This window comes from Streptomyces sp. NPDC043680 (assembly GCF_056436685.1).
In genome coordinates, this window is record NZ_JBWKCE010000001.1 from 319,818 (window position 1) to 346,613 (window position 26,796).

Annotated in this window: 25 protein-coding genes and 1 riboswitch; of the genes, 12 read left to right on the forward strand and 13 right to left on the reverse strand. The window is 71.0% G+C overall.

The genetic code is table 11. The features are described from left to right. Positions 1-9: 9 nt before the first annotated feature. The 3 genes from AC0666_RS01415 to AC0666_RS01425 all read left to right on the forward strand — a co-directional run bounded on the left by AC0666_RS01415 (position 10) and on the right by AC0666_RS01425 (position 1,964). Positions 10-270, forward strand: coding sequence for a UBP-type zinc finger domain-containing protein (locus AC0666_RS01415; RefSeq protein WP_468963254.1), 261 nt, complete (start codon positions 10-12; stop codon positions 268-270). 204 nt (positions 271-474) lie between these two features. After that, the gene (locus AC0666_RS01420; RefSeq protein WP_030153599.1) at positions 475-888 is read left to right on the forward strand and encodes an ATP-binding protein; all 414 of its coding nucleotides are present in this window, start codon (positions 475-477) and stop codon (positions 886-888) included. Next, positions 885-1,964 carry an RNA polymerase sigma factor SigF gene (locus tag AC0666_RS01425; RefSeq protein ID WP_468963253.1) on the forward strand — a complete coding sequence of 360 codons (1,080 nt, stop codon included), beginning with the start codon at positions 885-887 and terminating at the stop codon, positions 1,962-1,964. The genes AC0666_RS01420 and AC0666_RS01425 overlap by 4 nt, the downstream gene beginning before the upstream one ends. Before the next feature lie 40 nt (positions 1,965-2,004). Here the strand turns inward: AC0666_RS01425 and AC0666_RS01430 are convergent, their stop codons facing one another. Continuing rightward, positions 2,005-2,442 (reverse strand): hypothetical protein, encoded by a 438-nt coding sequence (locus AC0666_RS01430; RefSeq protein ID WP_468581489.1) that lies wholly within the window; start codon positions 2,440-2,442, stop codon positions 2,005-2,007. 84 nt (positions 2,443-2,526) lie between these two features. Here AC0666_RS01430 and AC0666_RS01435 point away from each other — a divergent pair, with 84 nt between their 5' ends. Together AC0666_RS01435 and AC0666_RS01440 are read left to right on the forward strand one after the other, a co-directional pair. Further along, positions 2,527-3,492, forward strand: a complete 966-nt coding sequence (locus AC0666_RS01435) for a diacylglycerol/lipid kinase family protein (protein WP_468581490.1) — start codon at positions 2,527-2,529, stop codon at positions 3,490-3,492. Between the two features lie 322 nt (positions 3,493-3,814). Then, positions 3,815-4,072 (forward strand): WhiB family transcriptional regulator, encoded by a 258-nt coding sequence (locus AC0666_RS01440; RefSeq protein WP_003953983.1) that lies wholly within the window; start codon positions 3,815-3,817, stop codon positions 4,070-4,072. A 186-nt stretch (positions 4,073-4,258) separates the two neighbouring features. Here the strand turns inward: AC0666_RS01440 and AC0666_RS01445 are convergent, their stop codons facing one another. After that, on the reverse strand, positions 4,259-5,728 hold the full coding sequence (locus AC0666_RS01445) for a sensor histidine kinase (RefSeq protein WP_361717900.1): 1,470 nt from the start codon (positions 5,726-5,728) through the stop codon (positions 4,259-4,261). 816 nt (positions 5,729-6,544) lie between these two features. On the opposite strand from AC0666_RS01445, the gene nagB reads away from it, so the two are divergent. Continuing rightward, positions 6,545-7,330: a glucosamine-6-phosphate deaminase gene (gene nagB / locus AC0666_RS01450; protein ID WP_361717816.1), complete on the forward strand. Its 786-nt coding sequence runs from the start codon at positions 6,545-6,547 to the stop codon at positions 7,328-7,330. A gap of 84 nt (positions 7,331-7,414) precedes the next feature. On the opposite strand, the gene AC0666_RS01455 is transcribed toward nagB, so the two are convergent. The 4 genes from AC0666_RS01455 to AC0666_RS01470 all read right to left on the reverse strand — a co-directional run bounded on the left by AC0666_RS01455 (position 7,415) and on the right by AC0666_RS01470 (position 12,246). Then, entirely contained in the window at positions 7,415-8,923 is a 1,509-nt protein-coding gene (locus AC0666_RS01455; protein WP_468963252.1) for a glycoside hydrolase family 3 protein, read from the reverse strand. Positions 8,924-8,929: 6 nt separating this feature from the next. Beyond that, entirely contained in the window at positions 8,930-9,766 is an 837-nt protein-coding gene (locus AC0666_RS01460; RefSeq protein ID WP_468963521.1) for a carbohydrate ABC transporter permease, read from the reverse strand. Positions 9,767-9,822: 56 nt separating this feature from the next. After that, positions 9,823-10,836 carry a carbohydrate ABC transporter permease gene (locus AC0666_RS01465; RefSeq protein ID WP_468963251.1) on the reverse strand — a complete coding sequence of 338 codons (1,014 nt, stop codon included), beginning with the start codon at positions 10,834-10,836 and terminating at the stop codon, positions 9,823-9,825. A gap of 123 nt (positions 10,837-10,959) precedes the next feature. Continuing rightward, positions 10,960-12,246 (reverse strand): extracellular solute-binding protein, encoded by a 1,287-nt coding sequence (locus AC0666_RS01470; RefSeq protein WP_478706900.1) that lies wholly within the window; start codon positions 12,244-12,246, stop codon positions 10,960-10,962. A 290-nt stretch (positions 12,247-12,536) separates the two neighbouring features. Here AC0666_RS01470 and AC0666_RS01475 point away from each other — a divergent pair, with 290 nt between their 5' ends. The 3 genes from AC0666_RS01475 (at position 12,537) to AC0666_RS01485 (ending at position 15,836) form a co-directional block, all read left to right on the forward strand. Further along, a complete protein-coding gene (locus tag AC0666_RS01475; protein WP_123080305.1) occupies positions 12,537-13,301 on the forward strand; it encodes a GntR family transcriptional regulator in 765 nt (254 codons plus the stop codon). Positions 13,302-13,488: 187 nt separating this feature from the next. Beyond that, complete coding sequence (locus AC0666_RS01480; protein ID WP_478706901.1) at positions 13,489-15,642, forward strand: carbon starvation CstA family protein; 2,154 nt, start codon at positions 13,489-13,491, stop codon at positions 15,640-15,642. After that, the gene (locus AC0666_RS01485; RefSeq protein WP_468963248.1) at positions 15,639-15,836 is read left to right on the forward strand and encodes a YbdD/YjiX family protein; all 198 of its coding nucleotides are present in this window, start codon (positions 15,639-15,641) and stop codon (positions 15,834-15,836) included. The genes AC0666_RS01480 and AC0666_RS01485 overlap by 4 nt, the downstream gene beginning before the upstream one ends. A gap of 51 nt (positions 15,837-15,887) precedes the next feature. Here AC0666_RS01485 and AC0666_RS01490 read toward each other — a convergent pair whose 3' ends face one another. Then, positions 15,888-16,472, reverse strand: coding sequence for a Uma2 family endonuclease (locus AC0666_RS01490; protein WP_478706902.1), 585 nt, complete (start codon positions 16,470-16,472; stop codon positions 15,888-15,890). Positions 16,473-16,550: 78 nt separating this feature from the next. Between AC0666_RS01490 and AC0666_RS01495 the strand changes: the two genes are divergently transcribed. The 3 genes from AC0666_RS01495 (at position 16,551) to AC0666_RS01505 (ending at position 20,799) form a co-directional block, all read left to right on the forward strand. Then, positions 16,551-17,048: a GNAT family N-acetyltransferase gene (locus AC0666_RS01495; RefSeq protein WP_478706903.1), complete on the forward strand. Its 498-nt coding sequence runs from the start codon at positions 16,551-16,553 to the stop codon at positions 17,046-17,048. A 79-nt stretch (positions 17,049-17,127) separates the two neighbouring features. Then, a riboswitch (cobalamin riboswitch) is annotated at positions 17,128-17,250 on the forward strand. Positions 17,251-17,392: 142 nt separating this feature from the next. Then, on the forward strand, positions 17,393-19,786 hold the full coding sequence (locus AC0666_RS01500; RefSeq protein WP_468963245.1) for a ribonucleoside-diphosphate reductase subunit alpha: 2,394 nt from the start codon (positions 17,393-17,395) through the stop codon (positions 19,784-19,786). Then, positions 19,786-20,799 carry a ribonucleotide-diphosphate reductase subunit beta gene (locus AC0666_RS01505; RefSeq protein WP_468581506.1) on the forward strand — a complete coding sequence of 338 codons (1,014 nt, stop codon included), beginning with the start codon at positions 19,786-19,788 and terminating at the stop codon, positions 20,797-20,799. Before AC0666_RS01500 ends, AC0666_RS01505 begins: the two co-directional genes overlap by 1 nt. Positions 20,800-20,905: 106 nt before the next feature. Here the strand turns inward: AC0666_RS01505 and def are convergent, their stop codons facing one another. The 6 genes from def to AC0666_RS01535 all read right to left on the reverse strand — a co-directional run bounded on the left by def (position 20,906) and on the right by AC0666_RS01535 (position 26,591). Then, positions 20,906-21,550, reverse strand: coding sequence for a peptide deformylase (gene def / locus AC0666_RS01510; RefSeq protein WP_468963244.1), 645 nt, complete (start codon positions 21,548-21,550; stop codon positions 20,906-20,908). Between the two features lie 66 nt (positions 21,551-21,616). After that, positions 21,617-22,612 (reverse strand): tetratricopeptide repeat protein, encoded by a 996-nt coding sequence (locus tag AC0666_RS01515; RefSeq protein ID WP_468963243.1) that lies wholly within the window; start codon positions 22,610-22,612, stop codon positions 21,617-21,619. Between the two features lie 116 nt (positions 22,613-22,728). After that, the gene (locus tag AC0666_RS01520; RefSeq protein ID WP_478706904.1) at positions 22,729-23,991 is read right to left on the reverse strand and encodes an HD-GYP domain-containing protein; all 1,263 of its coding nucleotides are present in this window, start codon (positions 23,989-23,991) and stop codon (positions 22,729-22,731) included. Next, positions 23,988-25,445, reverse strand: a complete 1,458-nt coding sequence (locus tag AC0666_RS01525) for an HD-GYP domain-containing protein (protein WP_468963241.1) — start codon at positions 25,443-25,445, stop codon at positions 23,988-23,990. The genes AC0666_RS01520 and AC0666_RS01525 overlap by 4 nt, the downstream gene beginning before the upstream one ends. 202 nt (positions 25,446-25,647) lie before the next feature. Continuing rightward, complete coding sequence (gene rsrA, locus AC0666_RS01530) at positions 25,648-25,950, reverse strand: mycothiol system anti-sigma-R factor (RefSeq protein ID WP_383504660.1); 303 nt, start codon at positions 25,948-25,950, stop codon at positions 25,648-25,650. Beyond that, a complete protein-coding gene (locus tag AC0666_RS01535) occupies positions 25,947-26,591 on the reverse strand; it encodes a sigma-70 family RNA polymerase sigma factor (protein ID WP_008741505.1) in 645 nt (214 codons plus the stop codon). Before AC0666_RS01535 ends, rsrA begins: the two co-directional genes overlap by 4 nt. Positions 26,592-26,796 lie beyond the last annotated feature (205 nt).

The window sequence follows — 26,796 nt, forward strand, 5'->3', positions numbered from 1 at the left end:
CTGGCCATCATGAGCGAGTGCACGCATGTTCCCGAACTGCCGCGCCCCGAGCCTGTCCCGGCTGCCCAGACCTGCCCGGAATGTCTGGCACTCGGCAGTCACCCGGTCCAGCTGCGGATGTGCCTCGGGTGCGGGTACGTCGCCTGCTGCGACTCCTCCCCCCACCGGCACGCCACGGCGCACTACCAGGCCACCGGCCATCCGGTGATGCGCAGCTTCGAACCGGGCGAGACCTGGCGGTGGTGTTTTGTCGACGGTTCGATCGTCTGAGGCGGGGTAGTTCAACCCTCCGCCGGTTCCCCCGATTTGGACCCGCAGACCCCTAGCCACTGTGCGTACCCATGGGCATACCATCAGTCACTGGCCGTAGGCGAGGGTGTCCGCAGCGGGCGTCATGAGGGGTGCCGCGACACGATCGCCCGGATCGCGGTAGCGTCACCGGCGAACAGAGCTCGTACCACCTTGGAGGTGAGGGTGTCCCAGATCGCAGGCGAGCCCGGGACCCAGGACTTCGTGGAAGTCCGGCTGCCCGCTGCGGGTGCCTACCTGTCAGTGCTGCGCACGGCCACGGCCGGTCTCGCGGCACGGTTGGACTTCACCCTCGACGAGATCGAGGACCTCCGCATCGCGGTGGACGAAGCCTGCGCGATCCTGCTCCAGCAGGCCGTGCCCGGCTCCGTCCTCAGCTGCGTGTTCCGGTTGGTCGACGATTCGCTGGAGGTGACCGTCTCGGCGCCGACCACGGACGGGCGTGCGCCGGAGCGCGACACGTTCGCCTGGACCGTCCTGTCCGCACTGGCCGGGAAGGTCGAGTCGACGGTCGAGGAGGACCGTACGGTGAGCATCAGCCTCTACAAACAGCGCGGCGCGGGTCCAGGCCCGGCGTGAGCGGCGGGGAGATCCCGGTGCGGGGCGGGGATCGGCCCCGGGTACGGCACGAGGTCGACGGCGGCATCCCGGAGCAGCAGCACGCCCGGCCGCACCCGGCTGACGCGGATGCGGAAGACGGCTTTTTGGACTCGGCGGAGCGACGGGCGGGCCCTATGAGCGAGAACCAGCACGAAGAACCACTGGCGGCGCAGCCACCCGGGGCCGCTGCCGCAGCCCCGGAGCAGCACGCGGGGCCGTTGACGGATGCGCCGACGGACACGGATCCGGACACCGATCAGGCGCCGGTCCTCCCGGTGCCCGCTTCGGTGCTGCCGGATCCACGGGACCGCAGCGGGGCGCGGGCCCTGTTCATCGAGCTGCGGGCGCTGCCCGACGGCTCGCCGGAGAAGGCCGAGCTGCGCAACCGGCTCGTGCGGATGCACCTGCCGCTGGTCGAGCACCTGGCCCGGCGGTTCCGCAATCGCGGCGAGCCGCTGGACGACCTGACGCAGGTCGCCACGATCGGCCTCATCAAGTCGGTGGACCGGTTCGACCCGGACCGCGGGGTCGAGTTCTCCACGTACGCGACCCCGACGGTGGTCGGCGAGATCAAGCGCCACTTCCGGGACAAGGGGTGGGCGGTACGTGTACCCCGGCGGCTGCAGGAGCTGCGGCTCTCGCTGACGACGGCCACGGCCGAGCTGTCCCAGCAGCACGGCCGCTCCCCCACGGTCCACGAGCTGGCCGAGCGGCTCGGGATCTCCGAGGAGGAGGTGTTGGAGGGCCTGGAATCGGCCAATGCCTACAGCACGCTCTCGCTGGACGTCCCGGACACGGACGACGAGTCGCCGGCGGTCGCGGACACCCTGGGCGCGGAGGACGAGGCGCTGGAGGGCGTCGAGTACCGCGAGTCGCTCAAGCCGCTGCTGGAGGGGCTGCCGCCGCGGGAGAAGCGGATCCTGCTGCTGCGCTTCTTCGGCAACATGACCCAGTCGCAGATCGCGCAGGAGGTCGGCATCTCCCAGATGCACGTCTCGCGCCTGCTGGCCCGCACCCTGGCCCAGCTCCGCGAGAAGCTCTTGGTCGAGGAGTAGGACAGGTGCGTACGGGGCTACCGGTACGCACCTGGAGGGGTCATCGGGTCTGCTCGCCGGGCCCGATGCCCAGGGCCTCGGTGGCCGTCGGGTTCACCAGCAGCGCCACCACCGCCACGGCGGACAGGGCCAGCGCGACGGCGGCGGCGATCATCGCCCCGCCGGTGGTGTACAGGGTCCACGCCACCGGCAGCGCCATCAGCTGGGTGATCAGCGCGGGGCCCCGGCTCCAGCGGCGGCCCAGGCGCAGCCCGCGGGCCGCGAGCAGGGGCAGCGCGGCGAGCACGAGCACCGTGATCCCGCCAGTCTCGGCCTGCTGGGGGGAGTCGGGGTCGCCGGCGATGCCCACGAACAGCAGGTAGGCGCCGAGGCCGGCCAGCGCGAGGCCCTCCAGGGCGGTGAGCGCGGCGGCGGCGGTCAGTCGGCGGGGCAGCGGGGCGCTCGTCCGGGCCGGGGCGGGGGTGGGCTTGGTACTCACCCCAGCAGGGTAGCCGCGTGCCCCCGGAGCCGGACGGGACGGGCAGTATGGGCGGCCCATGGACGGGTCGGTAGGCTGACGTGCATGCGTGCACTTCTCGTGGCCAACCCAGCAGCGACGACCACGAGTGCGCGCACCCGCGACGTGCTCACCCACGCCCTGGCCAGCGAGATGAAGCTGGAGGCGGTGACCACCGAGTACCGGGGACACGCCCGGGACCTGGCACGCAAGGCCGCGGAGAACGGCATCGACCTCGTCGTGGCGCTGGGCGGCGACGGCACGGTCAACGAGGTGGTCAACGGACTGCTGCACAGCGGGCCCGATCCGGAGCGGCTGCCCGGGCTGGCGGTGGTCCCCGGCGGTTCCACCAATGTCTTCGCCCGCGCGCTCGGCCTGCCCAATGACGCGGTCGAGGCGACCGGGGCCCTGCTGGACGCACTGCGCGAGCGGCGCGAGCGCACGGTGGGACTCGGCCTCGCGGCCGGCACCCCGGGCACGGAGGACGAGTCGGTCCCGGCGCGCTGGTTCACCTTCTGCGCGGGCTTCGGTTTCGACGCGGGTGTGGTCGGGCGGGTCGAACAGCAGCGCGAGCGCGGCAAGCGTTCGACGCACGCCCTGTATGTACGGCAGCTGATGCGCCAGTTCTGGGATGAGCCGAACCGGCGGCACGGAACGATCACGTTGGAGCGCCCCGGCGCGGATCCCGTCGCCGATCTGGTGCTGTCGATAGTCTGCAACACCTCCCCCTGGACGTATCTGGGCAATCGTCCGCTGTACGCCTCGCCGGAGGCCTCGTTCGATACTGCACTTGACGTATTGGCGCTGGACCGTTTGTCAACTCCGGCCGTCGCGCGGTACGCGACACAGCTCCTGACCTCGACTCCTGAGCGCGGTCCCCAGGGCAAGCACGCGGTGTCTCTGCACGATCTGACCGACTTCACCTTGCATTCGAAGGTCCCCCTGCCCTTCCAGATGGACGGCGACCATCTCGGTCTGCGGACCAGCGTTCGGTTCACAGGCGTACGCCGTGCACTGCGTGTGATTGTGTGAGTGGAAGGGCCTAAAGTCCTTTCACTCGAACGTTTACACGCCGGTCCACCCTCACGATGTAGGGCTGTGACCTAGTAGACACCGACGAATCAAAAAAAACTTTCCGGAAGGGGTTGTATCCCCGTCCGAGGTTTGCGAATCTCTTCATGGCGATCGGGACGGCCCGCAGAACCCGGCACCCCAACAGACCGCCAGAACCCCACCACGAATCTTCGACTGACCTTCCAGGTGACTGGATGGTCGCCCTTCCCTCACGGGGGGATTCGTGAAAGCGTTCACATTCACAAGCAACCTGCCCGCAATACAAGGAGATGGAGCAGCCATGGACTGGCGTCACAACGCCGTTTGTCGTGAGGAAGACCCGGAACTCTTCTTCCCCATCGGCAACACCGGTCCTGCGCTGCTGCAGATCGAGGAAGCCAAGGCCGTCTGCCGCCGTTGCCCCGTCATGGAGCAGTGCCTGCAGTGGGCGCTTGAGTCCGGTCAGGACTCCGGCGTCTGGGGCGGTCTCAGCGAGGACGAGCGCCGCGCCATGAAGCGCCGCGCCGCTCGCAACCGGGCGCGCAACGCCAGCGCCTGACATTTGACTTTCGAGCCTCGACGCAGCGCGTAGTAACACCGTACAAGCGCTCAGCAACGTGCTCTTGAGCCCCGGACCGGGAACCCTTCGGTCCGGGGCTCAGTGCTGTGCGGGGCGCCGACGGGACTCCTTCGCTCACGCTGAGTGACGGTCGGCTGTCCGCCTCCCGCCGCGACCGGCGGCCTGCTACTTCTGCGGGCTGGCCGGGACGTCCAGGACCACCCTGGTGCCGCGCGGCTCGGCCCGGACCATGTCGAACGTGCCGCCGAGCTCGCCCTCCACCAGGGTGCGTACGATCTGCAGCCCGAGATTGCCGGCCCGCTGGGGGTCGAATCCCTCGGGCAGGCCCGACCCGTCGTCGAGCACCGTGATCAGCAGCCGGGCGTCGGCGCGGCCGGTGCCGGTGCGCGTCGCGGACACCTCCACGGTGCCGCCCTCCCCCTGGGTGAAGGCGTGCTCCAGGGCGTTCTGCAGGATCTCGGTCAGCACCATCGACAGCGGTGTGGCGACTTCTGCGTCGAGGATCCCGAAGCGGCCGGTGCGCCGGCAGTCCACCTTGCCCGGGGAGATCTCCGAGACCATCGCAATGACCCGGTCGGCGATCTCGTCGAACTCCACCCGCTCGTCCAGGTTCTGAGACAGCGTCTCGTGGACGATGGCGATCGAACCGACCCGGCGGACGGCCTCGTTGAGGGCCTCGCGGCCGCCCTCGGAGTCCATCCGGCGGGCCTGGAGGCGCAGCAGGGCGGCCACGGTCTGCAGGTTGTTCTTCACCCGGTGGTGGATCTCCCGGATGGTCGCGTCCTTGGTGATCAATTCCCGTTCGCGGCGGCGCAGTTCGGTGACGTCGCGGCACAGGACCAGGGAGCCGATCCGGATCCCCTTGGGCTTGAGCGGGATCGCGCGCAGCTGGATGACCCCGCCGTTGCCCTCGATCTCCGTCTCGCGCGGGGCCCAGCCACTGGCGAGTTTGACGAGCGCCTCGTCCACCGGACCTCGGGAAGGGGCCAGTTCGGCGGTGGTGGTGCCCAGGTGCTGGCCGACCAGGTCCGAGGCGAGCCCCAGGCGGTGGTAGGCGGAGAGCGCGTTCGGGGACGCGTACGTGACCACGCCGTCGGCGTCGAGGCGGATCAGGCCGTCCCCGACCCGCGGGGAGGCGTCCATGTCGACCTGCTGCCCGGGGAACGGGAAGGAGCCGGCGGCGATCATCTGGGCGAGGTCGGAGGCGGACTGGAGGTACGTCAGCTCCAGCCGGCTCGGGGTGCGCACCGTGAGCAGGTTGGTGTTGCGGGCGATCACGCCCAGGACCCGGCCCTCGCGGCGCACGGGGATGGACTCGACCCGTACGGGCACCTCCTCGCGCCACTCCGGGTCGCCCTCGCGCACGATCCGGCCCTCGTCGAGGGCGGCATCGAGCAGCGGGCGCCGGCCGCGGGGCACCAGGTGGCCGACCATGTCGTCCTGGTAGGAGGTCGGACCCGTGTTCGGGCGCATCTGCGCGACCGAGACGTACCGGGTGCCGTCCAGGGTGGGGACCCACAGCACGAGGTCGGCGAAGGACAGGTCGGAGAGCAGCTGCCACTCCGAAACCAGCAGGTGCAGCCACTCCAGGTCGGTTTCACCGAGAGCGGTGTGCTGGCGTACGAGGTCGTTCATGGAGGGCACGTGGCGAGCGTACCCCGGGTAGGGGCCATGACATTCCACACGCCGCCCTACTCAGGAGTATCCAGGAGGGGTCCGGGACGCGTACTGTTGGAGGAAGTGACGGGTGCGCAGACCCCGTCATTGGATGGACAGGACAGATTGGTCTAGTCCACAATTGCCATAAGCTTCCGCCCTCCCCGCACAGGAGGACGGATAGAGGTAGCCGCGCGCTCTGCCCTGACCGCGCAGGCACCTCCCCCGGCCGCGGGAACCGCACACCCGCCGGCCGTAAGTACTCCGGGCTACGGTGCCGGACGGGTTGAGGGTCCCGTCCTGGCACCGTGGCCCAGAGGAACCGGCGACCGTACCGAGGCCAGACCCGTACGGAGATCGCCCCCCGCGCCCCCCGTACGGCGTCCGCTACTGCGGCCAGGCCCGTACGGCCGGCTCCGCCACCGCCTCCAGCCCCGCCCGCCCCGCGCCGTCGCGCGCCTGCCGGGACACCCCGATGGATCACCCTGCCCGCGATCCCGGCCGGCGGGTGGGTACGGCCGAGGAGGCCGCCGACGTGGTGGCCTTCCCCGCCTCGCCGGACTCCCGCTGGGTGACCGGCCGGCACCCGGACGCCACCGGCTGCCTGCAGCTCGCGCTGCTTCGAGCGGAGCCGTGGAGCCGGGGCCGGGAGGCCTCGGACGGGAGGCCGCGGACGGGGATCCGGACCACCATGGAAAAGGGGGCCGGGAGCCCCCTGAACCCCTGCCCGCGCTGCCCGGGCTCTGCTAGATTGGTCTATACCACACCACCGCACTCCAGATCGGCAGGCCCCGCGTGGAAGTTGTCATCGTCCCGGACGCCAAGGCAGGCGGCGAGCTCATCGCGGAGGCCATGGCCGCCCTGGTACGCCGCAAGCCGGACGCCCTGCTCGGCGTGGCGACCGGCTCGACTCCCCTGCCCGTCTACGAAGCGCTCGCCGCCAAGGTCAGGGCCGGTGAGGTCGACGCCTCCCGGGCCCGGATCTGCCAGCTCGACGAGTACGTCGGCCTGCCGGCCGGGCACCCCGAGTCCTACCGCGCGGTCGTGCTGCGCGAGGTCGTCGAGCCGCTCGGCCTCTCCGAGGCCTCCTTCATGGGCCCGGACGGCTCGGCCGAGGACATCGTCGCCGCGTGCGAGGCGTACGACCGGGCCCTGGCCGAGGCGGGCGGGGTCGACCTCCAGCTGCTGGGCATCGGCACCGACGGGCACATCGGCTTCAACGAGCCCTGCTCCTCGCTGGCCTCCCGCACCCGCATCAAGACGCTGACGCAGCAGACCCGCGTCGACAACGCGCGGTTCTTCGACGACGACCTGGACCAGGTGCCGCACCACGTCATCACCCAGGGCATCGGGACCATACTCGACGCCCGCCACCTGGTGCTCCTGGCCACCGGCGAGGGCAAGGCCGAGGCCGTCGCGCAGAGCGTCGAGGGCCCGCTGTCCGCCCTCGTCCCGGCCTCCGCGCTCCAGCTGCACCCGCACGCGACCGTCGTCGTGGACGAGGCCGCCGCCTCGAAGCTGAAGCTGGCCGACTACTTCCGCCACACCTACGCCGACAAGCCCGCCTGGCAGGGCCTGTAGCCGTACGTACGGAGGGCCGGACCCCTGTCGCGGGTCCGGCCCTCCGTCGTGCACGGGGCTGCCGCCGGGCGGCGGCCCGCCCGGTTACGCCCCCGCGATGACCTCCGCCGCCGCGCGGCCGCAGACGCGGGAGGCGCCGTGGGTGGCGATGTACAGGGCCCCGCGCGGCTCGGCCCGCGGGAGGCCCATCTCGACCACCACGGTGTCCGGCCGGGCCGCGACCAGCGCGTCCAGGGCCTCGGCCATCCAGGGGTGCCGGTGCGCGTCGCGGACCACCGCGACCACGGTGCGGCTGCCCGCCGCCGCCAGGACGTCCCGGGCCGAGGCGCCCTCCGGGTACACGCCCGAGGCGGTGTCCGGCACCAGCGCGGCCAGTTCGGCGGCCAGGCCCCAGGGGGTCTCGTCGCCCACCGCGATGTTCGCGACGGGTGCGAGGGTGGCGACGTACGGGGCGGACACCGGCGCGGCGGCGCCCGTCACGGCCAGCGCGCGGCGGGCCGCCGTCAGGCCGATGCCGGGCGCACCCCCCTCCGGCGCGCCCGGCACGGCGGCTGCTGCCCGGGCCTGCCGGGTCCAGGCGGCCAGCTCCCGTACCCGGGCGGCGGCGTCGGCGAGCCGCTCCTCGGGGAGCGTCCCCTCCCGTACGGCCGCGACCAGGGCGTCGCGCAGCCGGAGCACGGTGGCCTCGTCGGCGAGCCCGCCGCCCACGCAGATGGCGTCGGCGCCGGCCGCGATGGCGAGGACCGAGCCGCGTTCGATGCCGTACGTCCCGGCGATGGCGTTCATCTCCATGCCGTCGGTGACGATCAGGCCCTCGTAGCCGAGCTCCTTGCGCAGCAGGCCGGTCAGGATCTGCGGGCTGAGCGTGGCGGGGCGGGTCGGGTCGAGGGCGGGCACCAGGATGTGCGCGCTCATCACGGCCCGGGTGCCGGCCTCGATGGCGGCCTTGAAGGGGATGAGCTCGCGGACCTGGAGGGTGTCGAGGTCCGCGTCGATGCGGGGCAGCGCGTGGTGGGAGTCGACGTTGGTGTCGCCGTGGCCGGGGAAGTGCTTGGTGCAGGCGGCTATCCCGGCGGCTTGCAGGCCCTCGACGTACGCGGCGGTGTGCCGGGCGGCGAGGGCGGTGTCGGCCCCGAAGGACCGTACGCCGATGACGGGGTTGTCCGGATTGGAGTTGACGTCGGCGGACGGCGCCCAGTTGAGGTTGACCCCGCACTCCGCGAGCCTGCGGCCCAGCTCGCGGGCGACCCCGCGGGTCAGGGCGGTGTCGTCGACGGCGCCGAGGGCCAGGTTGCCGGGGAACGACGAGCCGCCGCGTACTTCCAGGCGCGTGACGTCGCCGCCCTCCTCGTCGATGGCGACGAGGACGTCGTCGCGCTCGGCGCGCAGCTGCGAGGTGAGCGCGGCGAGTTGCCCGGTCGAGGCGATGTTGCGGCCGAACAGGCCGACGGAGGTGAGGCCTTCGCCGATCCTGCGCAGCAGCCAGGCGGGGGCGGTGGTGCCCTCGAAGCCGGGCTGGAGGACCGCGAGGGCGTCGCGGGTGAGGCCGTCGTCCGGACCGGACGCGGTGGTGCGGTGCGCAAGGACAGTCATGGGCCGTTATCCCTTCACGGCGCCGGCGGTCATTCCGCCGACGGCCTTGCGCTGGAGGAAGATGAAGATCACCAGGACCGGGAGCGCGAAGAGCGTGGACGCGGCCATGGTGGCGCCCCAGTCGTTGCCGAAGGCCGTCTGGAACTGGGTCAGCCACAGCGGGAGGGTCTGCGCGGTCTTCTCCTTGTTCAGGATCAGGACCATCGCGAACTCGTTCCAGGCGGTGATGAAGCCGAAGAGCGAGGTGGACATCAGGCCCGGCGCGAGCAGCGGGAAGATCACCTTGCGGAAGGCCTGACCGCGGGTGCAGCCGTCGATCTGGGCGGCCTCCTCCAGGGTCACCGGGACGGCGGCGATGAAGCCGCGCAGGGTCCAGATGGTGAAGGGGAGGACCATCACGAAGTAGATGGCGGTCAGCAGCGGGAGGCTGTTCAGCGTCTCGGCGTCGCGGGCGATCATGTACATCGCGATGACCATGACCTCCCAGGGGGCCATCTGGGCCATCATCACGGCGAGGACGAGGCCCTTGCGGCCCTTGAACTTCATCCGGGCGATCGCGAAACTCGCGGCGAGCGCGACGACCAGGGCGAGCAGGACGGCCCCGACGGTGACGACCAGGCTGTTGGTGACGTAGGTCCAGAACAGCTCGACGCCGGTGGCCTTGGTGAAGTTGTCCAGCGTCGGGGTGAAGACGAAGACCGGGTCCTTGGAGAGGATCTCGCCGGACGGCTTGAGCGCCGAGGAGAACATCCAGTAGACGGGGAAGACGAAGACGGCGGCCAGGAGCAGGGCGCCGAGGTTCTTGGCGAGGGTCCCCGGGCGCAGCGGGCGGCGCGTGCGCAGCTGCCGGGCGGGGGTCGGGGCGGCCTGGGAGACCTGCTTCGGCGCGGTGGTCGTGTTCACTGCTCCTCCTCCTGCTTCAGGATCAGGCGGAAGTAGAAGGACATGACGATCACGAGCATCACGATCGTCAGGACGGAGATCGCCGCGGCGAGGGCGTAGTGGCCCTGGCTCTGGCCCTCGACGTACGCGAAGACGGGAAGGGTCTCGGAGGCGCGGTCGGGGCCGCCCTTGTTCATCGCGTAGACCTGGGTGAAGGCCTTGAAGACCCAGATCACCTCAAGGAAGGTCGTCACGAGGAAGAACGGCTTGAGGTTGGGGAAGATGACCTGCCAGAAGGTCTGCCAGCCGTTGGCGCCGTCCATGCGCGCGGCCTCGTACAGTTCGCCGCTGACCGTGGTCAGGCCGGCGTACATGTTGAGGGCGACGAAGGGGACGGAGCCCCAGACCACCAGGACCGTGATGATCGTCAGGGTGGAGAGGCCGGTCTCGAACCAGTTGTGCTGCTCGTAGCCGGAGAAGCCGAGGGTGCGCATCACCCAGTTCATGACGCCGAGTTGCTCGTCGAACAGCCAGTGGAAGACGGTGACGGAGGCGACGATGGGCATGGCCCAGGCCATCACCAGCGCCATCGAGAGGACCAGGCGCATCCACGTGCCGAGCCGGTTCAGCAGGATGCCGACGAGGCTGCCGATCACCATGATCAGCACGACGTTGGCGGCGGTGAAGGCGAAGGTGCGCAGGACGACGGTCCAGAAGTGGGTGTCGCCGAGCAGCTGGGTGTAGTTCGCAACGCCGTTGAAGGGCGACTTCCGCTGGATGAACTCGATCTTGTCGACCTTCTGGAAGGACAGGATCACGTTCTTGGCCAGCGGGTACAGCAGCAGCGTCGCCAGGCTGAGGACGGCCGGTCCGATCAGCAGGTAGGGCAGCCAGCCGGTGGGGCGGGAGGTCCTGCCGCGGCCGGGGGGCGGCGGGGTGGTCCCGGCGGGGGGCGGCGTCTGCTGCCGTCCGGCGGACGTGGGTGGTGCGTCCTGTGGAGCGGTCACCGCTCCCTGGGAGTGCACGGTCATGTCGTGGTTACCTCGGCTGCGTTCGGGCGTCGCCTACGTCTGTCCAAGCGCGACCGGGGGGTGCGGCGGGCGCGCGGGCGCCGGCCGCACACCCCGGTGCGTTCACTGCCGGTACGTCGGGTGCTACTTGTTGAGGCGGCTCGCGATGTCCTTGTCCGCGGCCTCGCCCGCCTTGGCGGCGTCCTCACCCTTCAGCACCTTGGTCATGAACTCCTTGACCGGGTTGGGCTCGGTCTCGACGTTCGCCCAGTTCGGGGTGACCGGGGTGATCTTGCCGTTGACGCCGGCCTTGCCCATGGCCTCGGCGAAGGAACCCGCGGCGGGGGTGAAGTTGGCGGCCGCCTGGTTGGGGAGCAGCGCGCCCTTGGTCTCGGCGGCGTACTTGGTCATCTGGTCCTTGCCGGCGGCGAGGGCCAGCCACTCCTTGGCGAGCTCCTTGTTCTTGGAGCGCTCGGCGACGGCGAGGTTCGAGCCGCCGAGGAAGACGGTGCCCGGCTTGTCGGCGGTCTTGCCCGGGATCGGGAAGTAGCCGAAGTCGGCCTCCTTGCCCGCCTCCTTCAGGGCCTTCTCCGCTCCGCCGGCTTCCCAGCCGAGACCGATCCAGGAGGCGACGCCGCCCTTGGGGACGATGTCGGTGGACTGCTGCGGGGTGGCCTCGTCCTTGTCCTTGGGAGCGGTGGAGTAGGACTGGAGCTTCTTGTAGAACTCCATGGCGGAGGCGGCCTGGGGGGTGCCGAGTCCGCCCTTCCACTTGCCGCCGTCCTTGACGGCGAGGTCGCCGCCCTCGTCCCAGACGAGTCCGGCGAGGACGTACCAGCTCTGGCCGGGCAGGTAGATGGGCTGCGAGGAGGGGTCGGCGGCCTTCAGCTTCTCCAGGCCGGCGATCCACTCGTCACGGGTGGTCGGCGGGGTGACGCCGGCCTTCGCGAAGGCCTTCTTGTCGTAGACGACGACGCGGTTGGCGGCGTACCACGGGGCGGAGTAGAGCTTGCCCTCGTACTCGGCCGAGGCGAGCATGCTCTTCTGCCAGGCGTCGGCGCCGAGCTTGGCCTTGTCCTTGGTCAGGTCGGCGAGACCGCCGGTGACGGCGTAGCCGACGGCCTGGGTGTTGCCGAGCTCCAGGACGTCCGGCGGGGTGTCCTCGGAGAGGGCCGTGGTGACCTTCTCCTGGATGCCCTTCCACTGTTGCTCTTCCACCTTGACGGTGACGCCCGGGTGCTTGGCCGAGAACTCCTTGTTGACCTCGTCGATCCAGGCCTTCGGCGCGGAGCCGTCCATCACCCAGACGGTGATCTCCTTGGCGCCGCCCGCGTCGGTCTTCCCCTTGCCGTCGCCGTCGTTGCCGCCGCACGCCGCGACCCCGACCATCATGCCCGCGACACTGACCGCCGCGATGAGCTTGCGCTTCACGCCACCCTCCTCAGGGATGCTGCCTGCACCTTCCCTCGCCCGCCGCGGTGACATGCACCAAGTACTGCCCTGGGGCCGGGATCTGATCCGCATTGGTTTAGACCAGTAACCGGAGCTTGGCCTAGACCTTTAGGGGTGTCAAGGGTCTAATGAGCGGGTGCCGGGTCCGTTACCGGACCGACACCTGGGGGAGGGAGGAGGCCTGCCCTCCCGCCCGTGTCACCATGTGACCGCACATATCGGAGGAGCCGGTGACGGCAGCGAAACTGGAGTCGGGAAGGCGGGCGGCGATGGCCACCGAAGGGGCGACCACCGAGCCGGAAGGCGGGGCGGCCACTCGCACGGCGCGGGTGCCCAAGTACTACCGACTCAAGCGGCACTTGCTCGACATGACCGAGACCCTGCCCCCCGGCACCCCCGTGCCGCCGGAGCGCACGCTCGCGGCCGAATTCGACACCTCGCGGACCACCGTGCGCCAGGCGCTGCAAGAGCTCGTCGTGGAGGGCCGCCTGGAGCGCATCCAGGGCAAGGGCACCTTCGTCGCGAAACCGAAGGTGTCCCAGCCGCTCCAACTGTCCTCGTACACGGAGGACATGCGGGCCCAGGGGCTGGAGCCCACCTCCCAGCTCCTGGACATCGGCTACGTGACGGCCGACGACACCCTGGCCGGCCTGCTCAAGATCGCCACCGGCGGCCGGGTCCTGCGCATCGAGCGGCTGCGCCTGGCCAGCGGCGAGCCCATGGCCATCGAGACCACCCACCTCTCGGCCAAGCGCTTCCCCGCGCTGCGCCGTTCACTGGCCAAGTACACCTCCCTCTACACCGCCCTCGCCGAGGTGTACGACGTCCGCCTCGCCGAGGCCGAGGAGACGATCGAGACCTCACTGGCCACCCCGCGCGAGGCGGGCCTGCTCGGCACCGACGTCGGCCTGCCGATGCTGATGCTCTCGCGGCACTCCCTGGACGCGGACGGCGAACCCGTCGAGTGGGTGCGGTCGGTGTACCGCGGCGACCGCTACAAGTTCGTCGCCCGCCTCCAGCGCCCCGCCGTCTGACAGCCGGCCCCGGTACCGGATTGCGGACGGGGTCTTACGCTCACCGGGCCGTCCCCCGTAGATTCCCTGCGCTCAGCAGATGATCGACGAGGGGACGAGGGTCATGCCGGAACCGGAAGCAACAGGGACAGAACGGAACACGGCGGGCCCGGGCACCGAGCCGGGCTCGCCTTCCGCATCCGGGCGCATGACGCCCGCTTCGATCGCCGTGTGGGTGCTGGTCGCCCTCGTCGGGGCCATCGGCTGGGGCATGCTGGCGCTGTCGCGCGGCGAGGACATCTCGGCCGCCTGGATGCTCGCCGCCGCGCTGGGCTCGTACGCCATCGGCTACCGCTTCTATGCGCGCTTCATCGCCCACCGCGTCCTGAAGGTCGACAAGACCCGGGCCACCCCCGCCGAACGCCTCGACAACGGCGTGGACTTCCACCCGACCGACCGCCGCGTGCTCTTCGGCCACCACTTCGCCGCCGTCGCCGGCGCCGGACCGCTGGTCGGTCCCGTGCTCGCCGCGCAGATGGGATACCTCCCGGGCACCATCTGGATCGTCGCGGGCGTCATCTTCGCGGGCGCCGTCCAGGACATGGTCACGCTCTTCTTCTCCACCCGCCGTGACGGGCGTTCGCTCGGGCAGATGGCCCGCGACGAGATCGGCCCCGTCGGCGGAGCCGCCGCGCTGCTCGCCGTGTTCACCATCATGATCATCCTGCTGGCGGTGCTCGGGCTGGTCATCGTCAACGCACTGGGGCACTCCCCCTGGGGCGTGTTCTCCATCGGCATGACCATCCCGATCGCCCTGTTCATGGGCTTCTACCTGCGCGTGCTGCGCCCGGGCCGGGTCACCGAGGTCTCCGTCATCGGTGTCGCGCTGCTGCTGCTCGCCATCGTCGCGGGCGGCTGGGTCGCCGAGTCCTCCCTCGCGTCCACCTTCACCCTGGAGAAGGAGACGCTGGTCCTGTGGATGATCGGGTACGGCTTCATCGCCTCGGTGCTGCCGGTGTGGATGCTGCTCGCACCCCGCGACTACCTCTCCACCTTCATGAAGGTCGGCACGATCGGGCTGCTCGCGCTGGGCGTCGTCATCGCCATGCCGACGCTGAAGATGCCGGCGATCACCGACTTCGCCACGCGCGGGGACGGCCCGGTCTTCGCCGGCTCGATGTTCCCCTTCGTGTTCATCACCATCGCCTGCGGAGCCCTGTCCGGCTTCCACGCGCTGGTCTCCTCCGGCACCACGCCGAAGATGATCCAAAAGGAGACCCAGGTCCGGGTCATCGGCTACGGCGCCATGCTGACCGAGTCCTGCGTCGCCGTCATGGCGATGATCGCGGCCACCATCATCGAGCCCGGGCTCTTCTTCGCCGTGAACTCCCCCGCCGGGGTCATCGGCACCACCGTCCAGACCGCCTCGCAGGCGGTGTCCGACTTCGGCTTCGCCATTTCCCCGGAGTTCCTCACCCAGGCCGCGAAGGACGTCGAGGAGACCTCCCTGCTCTCCCGCACGGGTGGCGCGCCGACGTTCGCACTCGGGATGTCGGAGATCTTCTCGGCCGTGATCGGCGGCGCCGGGATGAAGGCGTTCTGGTATCACTTCGCCATCATGTTCGAGGCCTTGTTCATCCTGACCACGGTCGACGCCGGCACCCGGGTCGGCCGGTTCATGCTCCAGGACACCCTCGGCAACGTGCACAAGTCCTTCAGAAACGTCAGCTGGAAGCCCGGTGTGTGGCTGGCCAGCGCGGTCGTGGTCGGCGGCTGGGGCTACTTCCTGTGGGTCGGCGTCAAGGACCCGCTGGGCGGCATCAACCAGCTGTTCCCACTGTTCGGCATCGCGAACCAGCTGCTCGCCGCGGTGGCCCTGGCCGTCTGCACGACCCTGCTGGTGAAGTCGGGTCGGCTCAAGTGGGCCTGGGTGACCGCCGTTCCGCTGGCCTGGGACGTGGCCGTCACCCTCACCGCGAGCTACCAGAAGGTCTTCTCCGACGACGTGAAGATCGGCTTCTTCGCGCAGCGCGACAAGTACCAGCAGGGCATCGACGCGGGGAAGGTGCTCAAGCCCGCCAAGAACATGGACGAGATGCACACCGTGGTCACCAACGCCACGGTCGACGGCGTGCTGTCGGCGCTCTTCGCCCTCCTGATCATCATCGTCCTGCTGGACGCGGCCCGGACCTGCCTGAAGGCAGTCCGCGCGCCGGAGTCGGCCACGCTGTCCGAGGTCCCGTGGACCGAGTCGAAGATCATCGCCCCGGCCGGGCTGATCGCGACGGCCGAGGAGCGGGCCGAGCTCGCCGCCGCCGGTCTCGACTCGGGCGGCGGCCGCGCCAAGGAGCCGGTGGCGTGAGCGGCGTCCGCGGAGCGCTGGCGAAGGCGCGGTTCTTCGTACGGGAGTTCTCGGGCGAGGCGGCCTACGACCGGTACGTCGCCCACACCCGCTCGCACGACCCGGACGCGGAGGTCATGACCCGGCGCGCCTTCGAACGCGCCCGCACCGACGCGCGCGAGGGCGACCCCCGCGAGGGCTTCCGCTGCTGCTGACAGCGTGAAGGGGCCCCCGCCGGTCAGCCGGCGGGGGCCCCTTCCGCGTACTCAGCGCACCCAGTCCTTGAGGGGCTCGGTCTGGAGGGTGATGCCGACGGGGTCGGGAAGCTTGACCTCTTTACCGAAGGGAACGGTGCGCACGGTCTCGTAGCGGTCGCCATCCGGGTCGCTGTGGACGAGAACCTGGCACTTGAGCCGGTCGATGAGCAGGTAGACGGGGATACCGGTCTCCGCATAAGCACGCGGCTTCTCGATCCGGTCGCGCCGCTCGGTGTCGGAGTCCCACGAGGTCACCTCGACGGCCATCAGGATCGGGCCCGGATCCACCCAGTCGCCCTGTCCAACGAACGCGTCCTCGTGCGCCAGAACCCCGTCCGGAATGGCGCGGCCCTCTCGGTACTGTTCCGCCTTGATCCCCTGCCCCGGGTGCAGCCAGAAGTCCGGGTGGTGCTGCATACAGATCCGGGTCAACCACAGAATGATCCGCCCGTGGTCCCCGTCTGGCATGGCCTTGCTCCTCAGCACCCCACCGATGAATTCCAGTCGCAGCCCCTCCTCCTCGCGGGCGGCTATGCGGGCCAGGTGCTCGAAGCACGCGGTCGACATGTGGGGACGTTCGGTCATGACGCTCATGCCTCGCTCGCCTTCCTCGACGGTGCTGTCTCCGACGATAGCGCCGGGCGCCGACAGCCGTACTGCACACTCGACCGCATGGACTTCGAGATACGCAGGGCCGCACCCGCCGAGTACGAGCGGCTGGGCCGGATCACCGGGCTGGCCTACACCGGGGACGGGCTGCTCGACCTGAACGACGACGACACCTACCTGAACGTCCTGCACGATGTCGCGGGCCGGGCCGGCGACGGCGAGGTCCTCGTCGCCGTCCAGGACGGGGAGCTCCTCGGCGGGGTGACCTTCGCCGCGCCCGGCAGCCCGCTCGCCGACATCGCCGGACCGGACGAGGCCGAGTTCCGGATGCTGGCGGTGGCTGCCGCAGCCCGCGGAAAGGGCGTCGGGGAGGCTCTCGTACGGGCCTGCATCGAGCGGGCCCGTGCGGTCGGCGGGGTCACGGCCCTGGTCCTGTCCACCCAGCCGGCCATGCGGGGCGCCCAGCGGATCTACACGCGCCTGGGCTTCGTGCGGACTCCCGAGCGGGACTGGTCGCCGATCCCCGCGCTGAGGCTGCTCACCTACCGACTGGAGCTGTGACGCCACGCTCAGCAAGCGCCAACACCACCAGCGCCGACACAACATGTGGGGGTGCACGCAGCAACGGCCCCCCACATGTATGCTCGTGCTCGCTGTCGCCGCAGGGGAATCCGGTGCGAATCCGGAACTGTCCCGCAACGGTATGACGTACACCCACGGTGCTACCGCAAGTCCGAGGACCTGCCGACAGTGCGCCCGGCTCGACCGAACCGGGTGCCGATTCGTCCGGGCCTCGCGGTTGGGCCGGTGGACGCCATGCGGCCTGCGCGCTCCCTGCCCTGCCCGCACGCGCTTCCCCCTGCCCCGACCCGCCGTTGACCGGGCCGAGCGAGGGAGAGCTCCCCGTGACCATCGCGCCTTCCGCACCGCGCGCCGAGTCCGACCACCCCGAGACCGAGGGTCCGGGGGCCGCGCTGCTGCGTACCCTCACCGAGCTGACGGCCGACCTCCCCGACACCGACCCCGGCCGGGTCGCCGCCGCCGCGCTGCGCGGGCGCAGCTCCGCCGCCGACGAGGCCGAACTGCGCGCGCTGGCCACCGAAGCCGCCGCCGGGCTGATCTCCGAGGACCCGGCGTACTCCCGGCTCGCCGCCCGGCTGCTGACGATGGCCGTCGCGGACGAGGCGGCCGGCCAGGGGGCCACCTCCTTCTCCGCCTCCGTCGCGGTCGGCCACCGCGAGGGCCTGATCGCCGACCGCACGGCCGAGTTCGTGGCGCTGCACGCGAGCCGCCTCGACGCGCTGGTCGAGCACAGCCTCGCCGAGGGCGCCGACGACCGCTTCGGCTTCTTCGGCCTGCGCACCCTGCACAGCCGCTACCTGCTGCGCCACCCGATCACGCGCCAGGTCGTCGAGACGCCGCAGCACTTCATGCTGCGCGTGGCCTGCGGCCTCGCCGAGAACGACAGCATCCAGGCCGTCGAGGAAGTGGCCTCGCTCTACCGGCTGATGAGCCGCCTGGACTACCTGCCGTCCTCCCCCACGCTCTTCAACTCCGGCACCCGGCACCCCCAGATGTCCTCCTGCTACCTGCTGGACTCCCCGCTGGACGAGCTCGACTCGATCTACGACCGCTACCACCAGGTCGCCCGCCTCTCCAAGCACGCCGGCGGCATCGGCCTCTCGTACTCCCGCATCCGGGCCCGCGGTTCGCTGATCCGCGGCACCAACGGCCACTCCAACGGCATCGTGCCGTTCCTGAAGACCCTCGACGCCTCCGTCGCCGCCGTAAACCAGGGCGGCCGCCGCAAGGGCGCCGCCGCCGTCTACCTGGAGACCTGGCACGCGGACATCGAGGAGTTCCTGGAGCTGCGCGACAACACCGGCGAGGACCAGCGCCGCACGCACAACCTCAACCTGGCGCACTGGGTGCCGGACGAGTTCATGCGCCGCGTGAACGCCGACGCCGACTGGTCGCTGTTCTCCCCGGCCGACGTGCCCGAGCTCGTCGACCTGTACGGCGACGAGTTCGACGTCGCCTACCGCAAGGCCGAGGCGGCGGGCCTCGCGAAGAAGACCATGCCGGCCCGCGACCTGTACGGCCGCATGATGCGCACCCTCGCGCAGACCGGCCAGGGCTGGATGACGTTCAAGGACGCCTCCAACCGGACCGCGAACCAGACCGCCCTGCCCGGCACGGTGGTCCACTCGTCGAACCTGTGCACCGAGATCATCGAGGTCACCAACGACGGCGAGACCGCCGTGTGCAACCTCGGCTCGGTCAACCTCGGCGCCTTCGTGCTCACCGGGACGGGCGAGATGGACTGGGAGCGCCTCGACGAGACGGTCCGCACCGCCGTGACCTTCCTCGACCGCGTCGTGGACATCAACTTCTACCCGACCGAGCAGGCCGGCCGCTCCAACGCCAAGTGGCGTCCGGTGGGCCTGGGTGCGATGGGTCTGCAGGACGTCTTCTTCAAGCTGCGCCTGCCCTTCGACTCCGCCGAGGCCAAGGCGCTCTCCACGAAGATCGCCGAGCGGATCATGCTGGCGGCCTACGAGGCCTCCGCCGACCTGGCCGAGCGGCACGGCACGCTCCCGGCCTGGGAGCAGACCCGTACCGCCCAGGGCGTGCTGCACCCCGACCACTACGACGTCGAGCTCAGCTGGCCGGAGCGCTGGGACGCGCTGCGCGCCCGCATCGCGACCACCGGTATGCGCAACTCGCTGCTCCTCGCCATCGCCCCGACGGCGACGATCGCCTCGATCGCCGGCGTGTACGAGTGCATCGAGCCGCAGGTGTCCAACCTGTTCAAGCGCGAGACGCTGAGCGGCGAGTTCCTCCAGGTCAACGCCTACCTGGTGGAGGACCTGAAGAAGCTCGGCGTCTGGGACGCCCAGACCCGCGAGGCGCTGCGCGACTCCAGCGGCTCCGTCCAGGGCTTCGGCTGGATCCCGGCCGAGGTGCGCGAGCTGTACCGCACGGCGTGGGAGATCCCGCAGCGCGGCCTGATCGACATGGCGGCGGCCCGCACCCCGTACCTGGACCAGTCGCAGTCGCTGAACCTGTTCCTGGAGACGCCGACCATCGGGAAGCTGTCCTCGATGTACGCGTACGCCTGGAAGCAGGGCCTGAAGACCACGTACTACCTGCGCTCGCGCCCGGCGACGAAGATCGCCCGCGCCGCGTCCGGCTCGGCCGCCGTCCCGGCCGCCGCCACCCCGCTCCCGCAGGCCGTCGACGCCGAGGCGCTGGCCTGCTCCCTTGAGAACCCCGAGTCCTGCGAGGCCTGCCAGTAATGACCACCGAGAAGAAGAACCTCCTGGACCCGGGCTTCGAGCTCACGCTCCGCCCCATGCGCTACCCGGACTTCTACGAGCGCTACCGGGACGCGATCAAGAACACCTGGACCGTGGAGGAGGTCGACCTCCACTCGGACGTCGCCGACCTCGCGAAGCTGACGCCCGCCGAGCAGCACATGATCGGCCGGCTGGTCGCCTTCTTCGCGACGGGCGACTCGATCGTCTCGAACAACCTGGTGCTGACGCTCTACAAGCACATCAACTCCCCGGAAGCGCGCCTGTACCTGTCGCGCCAGCTGTTCGAGGAGGCCGTGCACGTCCAGTTCTACCTGACGCTGCTCGACACCTACCTGCCCGACCCGGACGACCGCGCGGCCGCCTTCGACGCGGTCGAGGAGATTCCGTCGATCCGCGAGAAGGCCCAGTTCTGCTTCAAGTGGATGGACTCGGTCGAGAAGATCGAGCGGCTGGAGACGCAGGCCGACCGCCGTCGCTTCCTGCTGAACCTGATCTGCTTCGCCGCGTGCATCGAGGGCCTGTTCTTCTACGGCGCCTTCGCGTACGTCTACTGGTTCCGCTCGCGGGGCCTGCTGCACGGCCTGGCCACCGGCACCAACTGGGTGTTCCGTGACGAGACCATGCACATGAACTTCGCCTTCGAGGTCGTGGACACGGTCCGCAAGGAGGAGCCGGAGCTCTTCGACGACGCCCTCCAGCAGCAGGTCACCGACATGCTGAAGGAGGCCGTGGAGGCGGAGCTCCAGTTCGGCCGCGACCTGTGCGGTGACGGCCTGCCGGGCATGAACACCGAGTCCATGCGCGAGTACCTGGAGTGCGTCGCGGACCAGCGCCTGGTCCGCCTCGGCTTCCCGCCGGTGTACGGCTCGCAGAACCCGTTCTCGTTCATGGAGCTCCAGGGCGTCCAGGAACTGACCAACTTCTTCGAGCGCCGCCCGTCGGCCTACCAGGTCGCGGTCGAGGGGACCGTCGACCTGGACGAGGACTTCTGAGCCCTCGCCTCCTCCTCCCGGGCAGGTGATCGGCCGGCAGCCGCCTCGTGCGGCTGCCGGCCGATCCGGCGTTCCGGGACTTCCGCGGTCCGCGGCCGCCCGCGGACTACTCGTTCGGGACGGTCTCGTAGCGCGGGGTGCCCTCGGCCATCTGGCGCAAGGCGTCCTTGCGGTCGCGCTTGGAGAGGCGGTCGATGTAGAGGTAGCCGTACAGGTGGTCCGTCTCGTGCTGGAGGCAGCGGGCGAAGTAGCCCGTGCCGCGCACCTTGATCGGGTTGCCCTGCGCGTCCTGGCCCTCGACCTCCGCGTAGTCCGGGCGGGCCAGCGAGGCGTACGCGGTGGGGACCGACAGGCAGCCCTCGTTGGAGTCGTCCAGCACGCGGGCGGAGGCCGGCAGCTCCACCAGCTTCGGGTTGACCACGACGCCGGTGTGGCGCACGCCCTCGTCGTCCGGGCAGTCGTAGACGAACACCTTGGCGTCCACGCCGATCTGGTTCGCCGCCAGGCCCACGCCCTCGGCGGCCTTCTGGCTGGCGAACATGTCGTCGATCAGCTGCGCCAGCTCGTCGCCGAACTCGGTGACGTCCTTGCACTCACGGTGCAGGACCGGGTTGCCGACCACGGTGATCGGCCGGGCGGTGCCGCGCTCGCGGTGGGCGAGCTCACGCGCCGCACAGTCCTCGGTGTCCACGACGTACCCGTCGTTGACGGCCTCGACACCACCGACAACCTCGTTCTCCTGCTGCGCCATGTCCGCCGTACGCCTTCCGTAAGTCCACCCGTTCACCAATGTGCCGGTACAGCCTACGGTGCGCGGTCAGCAGACCTCTTCGAGATCCCGCCACTCACGGGTGTCCGGGCTGTCCGCGACCCAGCCGTCGAGCAGTCCGCGCACCAGGCCGGCCGGCGCCGCGATACCGCATTCGCGCTCGGGCACCCACAGCGAGCCCGAGCCGGCCGTACGGTGCCCCAGCGGGCCGGGGTGCCCCGGTTCGCTGTGGTCGTGCGGGTCGAGCTGCTCGCCGTCGCCCTCGGCGCTCGGCATCACGCTCTCCGAGCAGGTCCGGCACAGCAGCCGCACGGAGGACGACCAGTCCTCGGCGGCGAAGCCGGCGTCCGAGGCGAGCTGTTCCAGGGCGTCGCGGTCCGCCTCGGTGGCCGCCTCCAGCAGCACCACCCAGGTCGGCACCGGCGAGGGCGCCCACAGCTCGATCTCGTCGAAGACCGGGTACGCCGGCCCGGCCGCGGTGACCCGCTCGCCGTGCGGGACCCCGTCGTGCAGGACGACCTCGCCCCAGCGCCGCCCCGAGGAGGGCAGCGGGATCGACAGGATCTCCATGCGCGCCGGGTCCAGCCGGCGGCCCCACACCACTTCGGCCTCGCCCTCGGGCGAGAGCCGGACGGCGGCGCTGCCGAGCTCCATGCCGACCGGCTCGCCGCCTCCGCCCGCGCCGTGCGGATCCCCGGGGACCTTCAGCCCGTACGCCTGCCAGGCACGGCGGGCCAGCGGCCAGTCCTGCAGCGCGGTGGCGGCGATCCCGACGTTCCACCAGTCCGGAGCTCCGGTCCCGCGGTCGAGGAGGGCCACGGCGCGCAGTCCGGCGGCCCGTGCCTGCTCCCAGTCGTGCCGGAACTTGTGCAGCAGGGCGAGGTTGAACCAGGACTCGGACAGCCAGGGCTCCAGGTCGGCGGCTCTGGTGAGCAGCGCCCCCGCGTCCTCGTACCGACCGTCGCCGATCAGCGTGAACGCGCGGTCGGTGGCCTGCCGCCACGAGGCGGAGGGCCGATGCCGTACCTTCCCGAAGATCCTCACGATTCCCGCCTGCCTGGGGGCACCTCCCAGCGGTCGCTGGGACAAGGTGCAGCCTTGCGGACACTCCTACTGGCATCCAACCATGCCCACTCGGACGGCCGCTCATTACCCATGGGTTACCCAGGTGGGACGGGAACAACTCTGTCACGTCCGCCCCTGGCCAGAACCCTGGCCAGGCATTCCACGACCTCCGGCTGGTAGTCGTGGCCGGTGCCCAGCCGGAGCTGTTCCAGCGCCTCCAGTGAGCTGCCCGGGTGACGGCTCCCGCCGAGCAGGTCGTCGTACGCGTTGACCGCGCGCACGATGCGTGCGGCGACCGGCTGCTCCCGGTACGGATCGGCCTGGCGCTCCACGATTCGGGCGACCTCGGCGGGCACTCCCGTCCGGCGGGCCACCTCGCCGCCGAGCCCGGCGATCCGGCAGGCCTCGGCCGCCGGCAGCTCGGCGGTGGCCCCGGCGTGGACGGGGTCGACGAGGGAGAGCTGGCCGATGTCGTGCATGAGGGCGGCGTACTCCAGCACCGTGAGCTCCCGCTCCGTGAGGCCGAGCTCCCTGCCGACGGCGCAGCTCAGAACGGCGACCCGGCGGGCGTGGCCGGGCCGGGTGTAGCCGGCGATCTCGGTGGCGCGGGCCAGGGAGGTGATGGTCTGGCGGTAGGTGGTGCGGATCGCGGTGATCCGGTGGAAGGACATCTGGGTGAGCAGCAGCGGCACGCAGAAGACGGGCAGCGCCCACAGGCCGGCGACGGCGGCGCCGAGGGCCATGACGGCGCCGGTGGCGCAGATCGCCGAGCCGATGCCGAGCTGGGCCCGCAGCCCGTCGCGCAGCAGGGGCCCGTACGGCCAGCCGGTGCGGGCCCCGGCCAGCGCGGCGGCCAGGACGGCGTCGCACAGGGCGGTGAGCCCAAGCAGGAGCAGCAGGAAGAGGACGAGGTACGGGCTCCGGCCGAGCCACTGCTCCAGCCGGCCGGAGTTGTAGAGCGGCTGGAAGCAGGCCGCGGCGAAGGCGACGGTCAGCACCCGTCGGGCCAGGTGGTCGACGGCGGGCCCGCGACCCCGGGCGATGTGCGGGACGATCCCGACGAGGGCCGCGGCGACGGTGACGGCGACGATCTGGAGCACCCCGTGGTGGGTGGGCAGGGCGGCGCTGCGCCCGAGCAGGGCGTACGCGAGGGCGCCCGCGAAGCCGAGCGGCGCGGGGTGGCGGTCGTCGGGGCCGTCCCGGGTGTCCCGGCGGGCGAGCTCTCCGCAGGCGATCAGGGCGGCGAAGGCCAGGGCGGTGCCCGGTTCGACGACGCCGTTCCACAGGGTGTGCCCGAGCGCCGCGAGGGTGAGCGCCCCGGCGGCTCCCCGCACCCCCCACACGGCCCACCCCGTCACGGCCCGCCCCCGCGCTCGGCGTCCCGCGGGGCCTGCCCGCTCCCGGCCCGCGACCGGGGGCCGACCGGGGCCGGGGCGGACGGCGCCGGGGCAGGCGGCCGGGCGGCCCCCGCGGCCCGGCCGCCCTGAGCGGGCAGCGCCGCCGGGACGTCCTCGTCCGCCGTCACCACCGGATGCCAGCCGTGCCGCCCGATGGCGTCCACCAGCGCGTGCACCATCGCCGGGTCGAACTGGGCCCCCGCACACCGCTCCAGCTCGGCCAGCGCGGTCGGTACCGGCCTGGCCCGGCTGTACGAGCGGGTCGAGGTCATCGCGTCGAAGGCATCGGCCACCGCCACCACCCGGGCCAGCTCCGGGATCTGCTCACCGCTCAGCCCGTACGGGTAGCCGGAGCCGTCGACCCGCTCGTGGTGGTGCAGAATCGCGGCCCGGGCCTCGCCGAGGAAGCCGATGCCGCGGACCATCTCGTGGCCGTACTCGGGATGCAGTTCGATGACCCGCCGCTCCTCGGGGGTCAGCGGCCCGTCCTTGCGCAGCAGCCGCGTCGGGACGCCGAGCTTGCCCACGTCGTGCAGGATCCCGGCGATCCGGACCACTTCGAGGCGCTCCTCGCCCATGCCCAGCTCGCGGGCGATCATCGCGGAGGCCTGGCCGACCCGCTCACTGTGGCCGCGCGTGTAGCGGTCCTTGATGTCGACGGCCTGGACGAGCGCCCGGATGGTGGCCCGGTGGGCGGCGCGCTCGCGGTGGTACTGGGCGAAGACCCAGCAGGAGATGTACATCGGCAGCAGGACGAGCAGCGCGGCCGGGACCCCGTACGGGCTGCGCCACATCACGGCCATCATCAGTCCGGCGAGCCCGTGCACGCAGTGCGGTGCCAGGGACCGGGTCACCGGCCCGCGCCAGGCGGTCCGCGCCGGGCGCCGCTCGGCCAGGGCGAGGATGCCCGCGTCGAGGGCGGTCAGGACGAGGGAGAAGGCGACGGCCCCCGCCGCCGCGGGCACCAGCACGTACGGGAAGTCCGCGGTGCGGCCGGGCTGACCGGAGCCGGAGCCGCCCAGCGCGCCGGGGGCGCCCAGCAGTCCGTACGCCCGCCCCGCGGCCCAGGCGGCGAGCGCCTGCTGCGCCGCGTGCCAGACCCGGCGTACCCGGGCGGGGCGCTGGTCGACGGCCTGGGCGAACCCCCCGGGCAGCGCGACGAGCGCCGCGGCGGAGGGAGGCAGCAGGAAGACCGCGGCGAGCAGCACGGGGAAGAAGGAGCCGATGCCCTCGGGAACCCGGCTGCCCACGAAGGGGCAGACCTTCACGAGCTCGCAGCCGGCATAGAGGAGCATGAGCAGCCCCACGGCCGGCCAGGGGGTCCGGGGATCCGCGAGCGCGGGGGCGGTGCAGGCGCATGCCGCGAGAACGGCGCACAGGATGAGGGCGCGCGCCCCTGCCGGAAGTACCCGCATGGCGCTCTCCTCCCCTGTGCCGTGCACATCAGGTACCGATCCAACCAGCACCGTTTGGGGAGAATAAGTGGGGCCCCTTGCGAAGTGGGCCACATTTTCGTATTGCGCCGTACGGGCGCCCCCGGATTAGCACCTTCGAGTGAACGAAGGGGTCTTCCAGGGGCGGTTGTCCCATCAGCTGTCAGCTGGTCAACTGGTCAGCTCAGCCGGTGGCGGGATCCGCGGTGACGTCGTGGTCGGGGACGGCCTGACCGGACCGGATCAGCTCGATCCGCCCCATCACCTTCGACCGCAGGTCGCTGGGCACGTCGTCCGACCCGCAGCAGCGCTTCACCAGCTTCTTCACGGCCTGCTCCAGGCCGTACTTCTCCAGACAGGGATTGCACTCGCCGAAGTGTGTTTCGAACTTCGTGCAGTCACTGTCCGGCATCTCGTGGTCCAGGAACTCGTAGAGGTGGTCAAGTACCTCCGAGCACTCCGTCTCGTGCGGCTCTCCGCAGCTCATGAGCCCGAGCCTTTCAGGTCGTTCGACTCTCCCGCGCCGGCCGGGACCAGCCCGCGCTCACGGGCGTAGTCCTCCAGCATTCCGCGGAGTTGACGGCGGCCACGGTGCAGTCGGGACATGACCGTACCGATGGGTGTACCCATGATGTCCGCGATCTCCTTGTACGCAAAGCCTTCTACGTCGGCAAGATAGACCGCGATGCGGAACTCCTCCGGAATGGCCTGAAGCGCTTCCTTCACGTCGGAATCGGGCAGGTGGTCGAGCGCCTGGGACTCCGCGGAACGCAGCCCCGTCGACATGTGCGACTCGGCGCGCGCCAGCTGCCAGTCCTCGATCTCCTCCGCGGCGCTGCGCTGCGGCTCGCGCTGCTTCTTGCGGTAGGAGTTGATGAACGTATTGGTCAGAATGCGGTAAAGCCACGCCTTCAGATTGGTGCCCTCGCGGAACTGGTGGAAGGACGCGTACGCCTTCGCATACGTTTCCTGGACCAGGTCCTCGGCGTCGGCCGGGTTGCGCGTCATGCGCAGGGCGGCCGAGTACATCTGGTCGAGGTAGCCGAGGGCGTCCCTCTCGAAGCGCGCATTGCGCTCCGGGGTCGTTTCCTCCGCGTGGCCTTCGTCGGTCCCAGCGACAGGACCCACCTCCTCCGACTGCGTGACGGCTCCGAAAGCGGACCCGCTCGAATCGGAGAATAGTCGACCATCCCGGCCTTCCGCCGCCCGAAGCGGGCTGCGCTTGGGCGCGGGCAGGACCGTCCTCCCCCAGCTGCCGCTGGACGGGGCCCCCAGGCCGGCGACCTGCGGACGCTCCTGGCTGATGACCTGGGTCATGCGCTCCCTCTCCTCC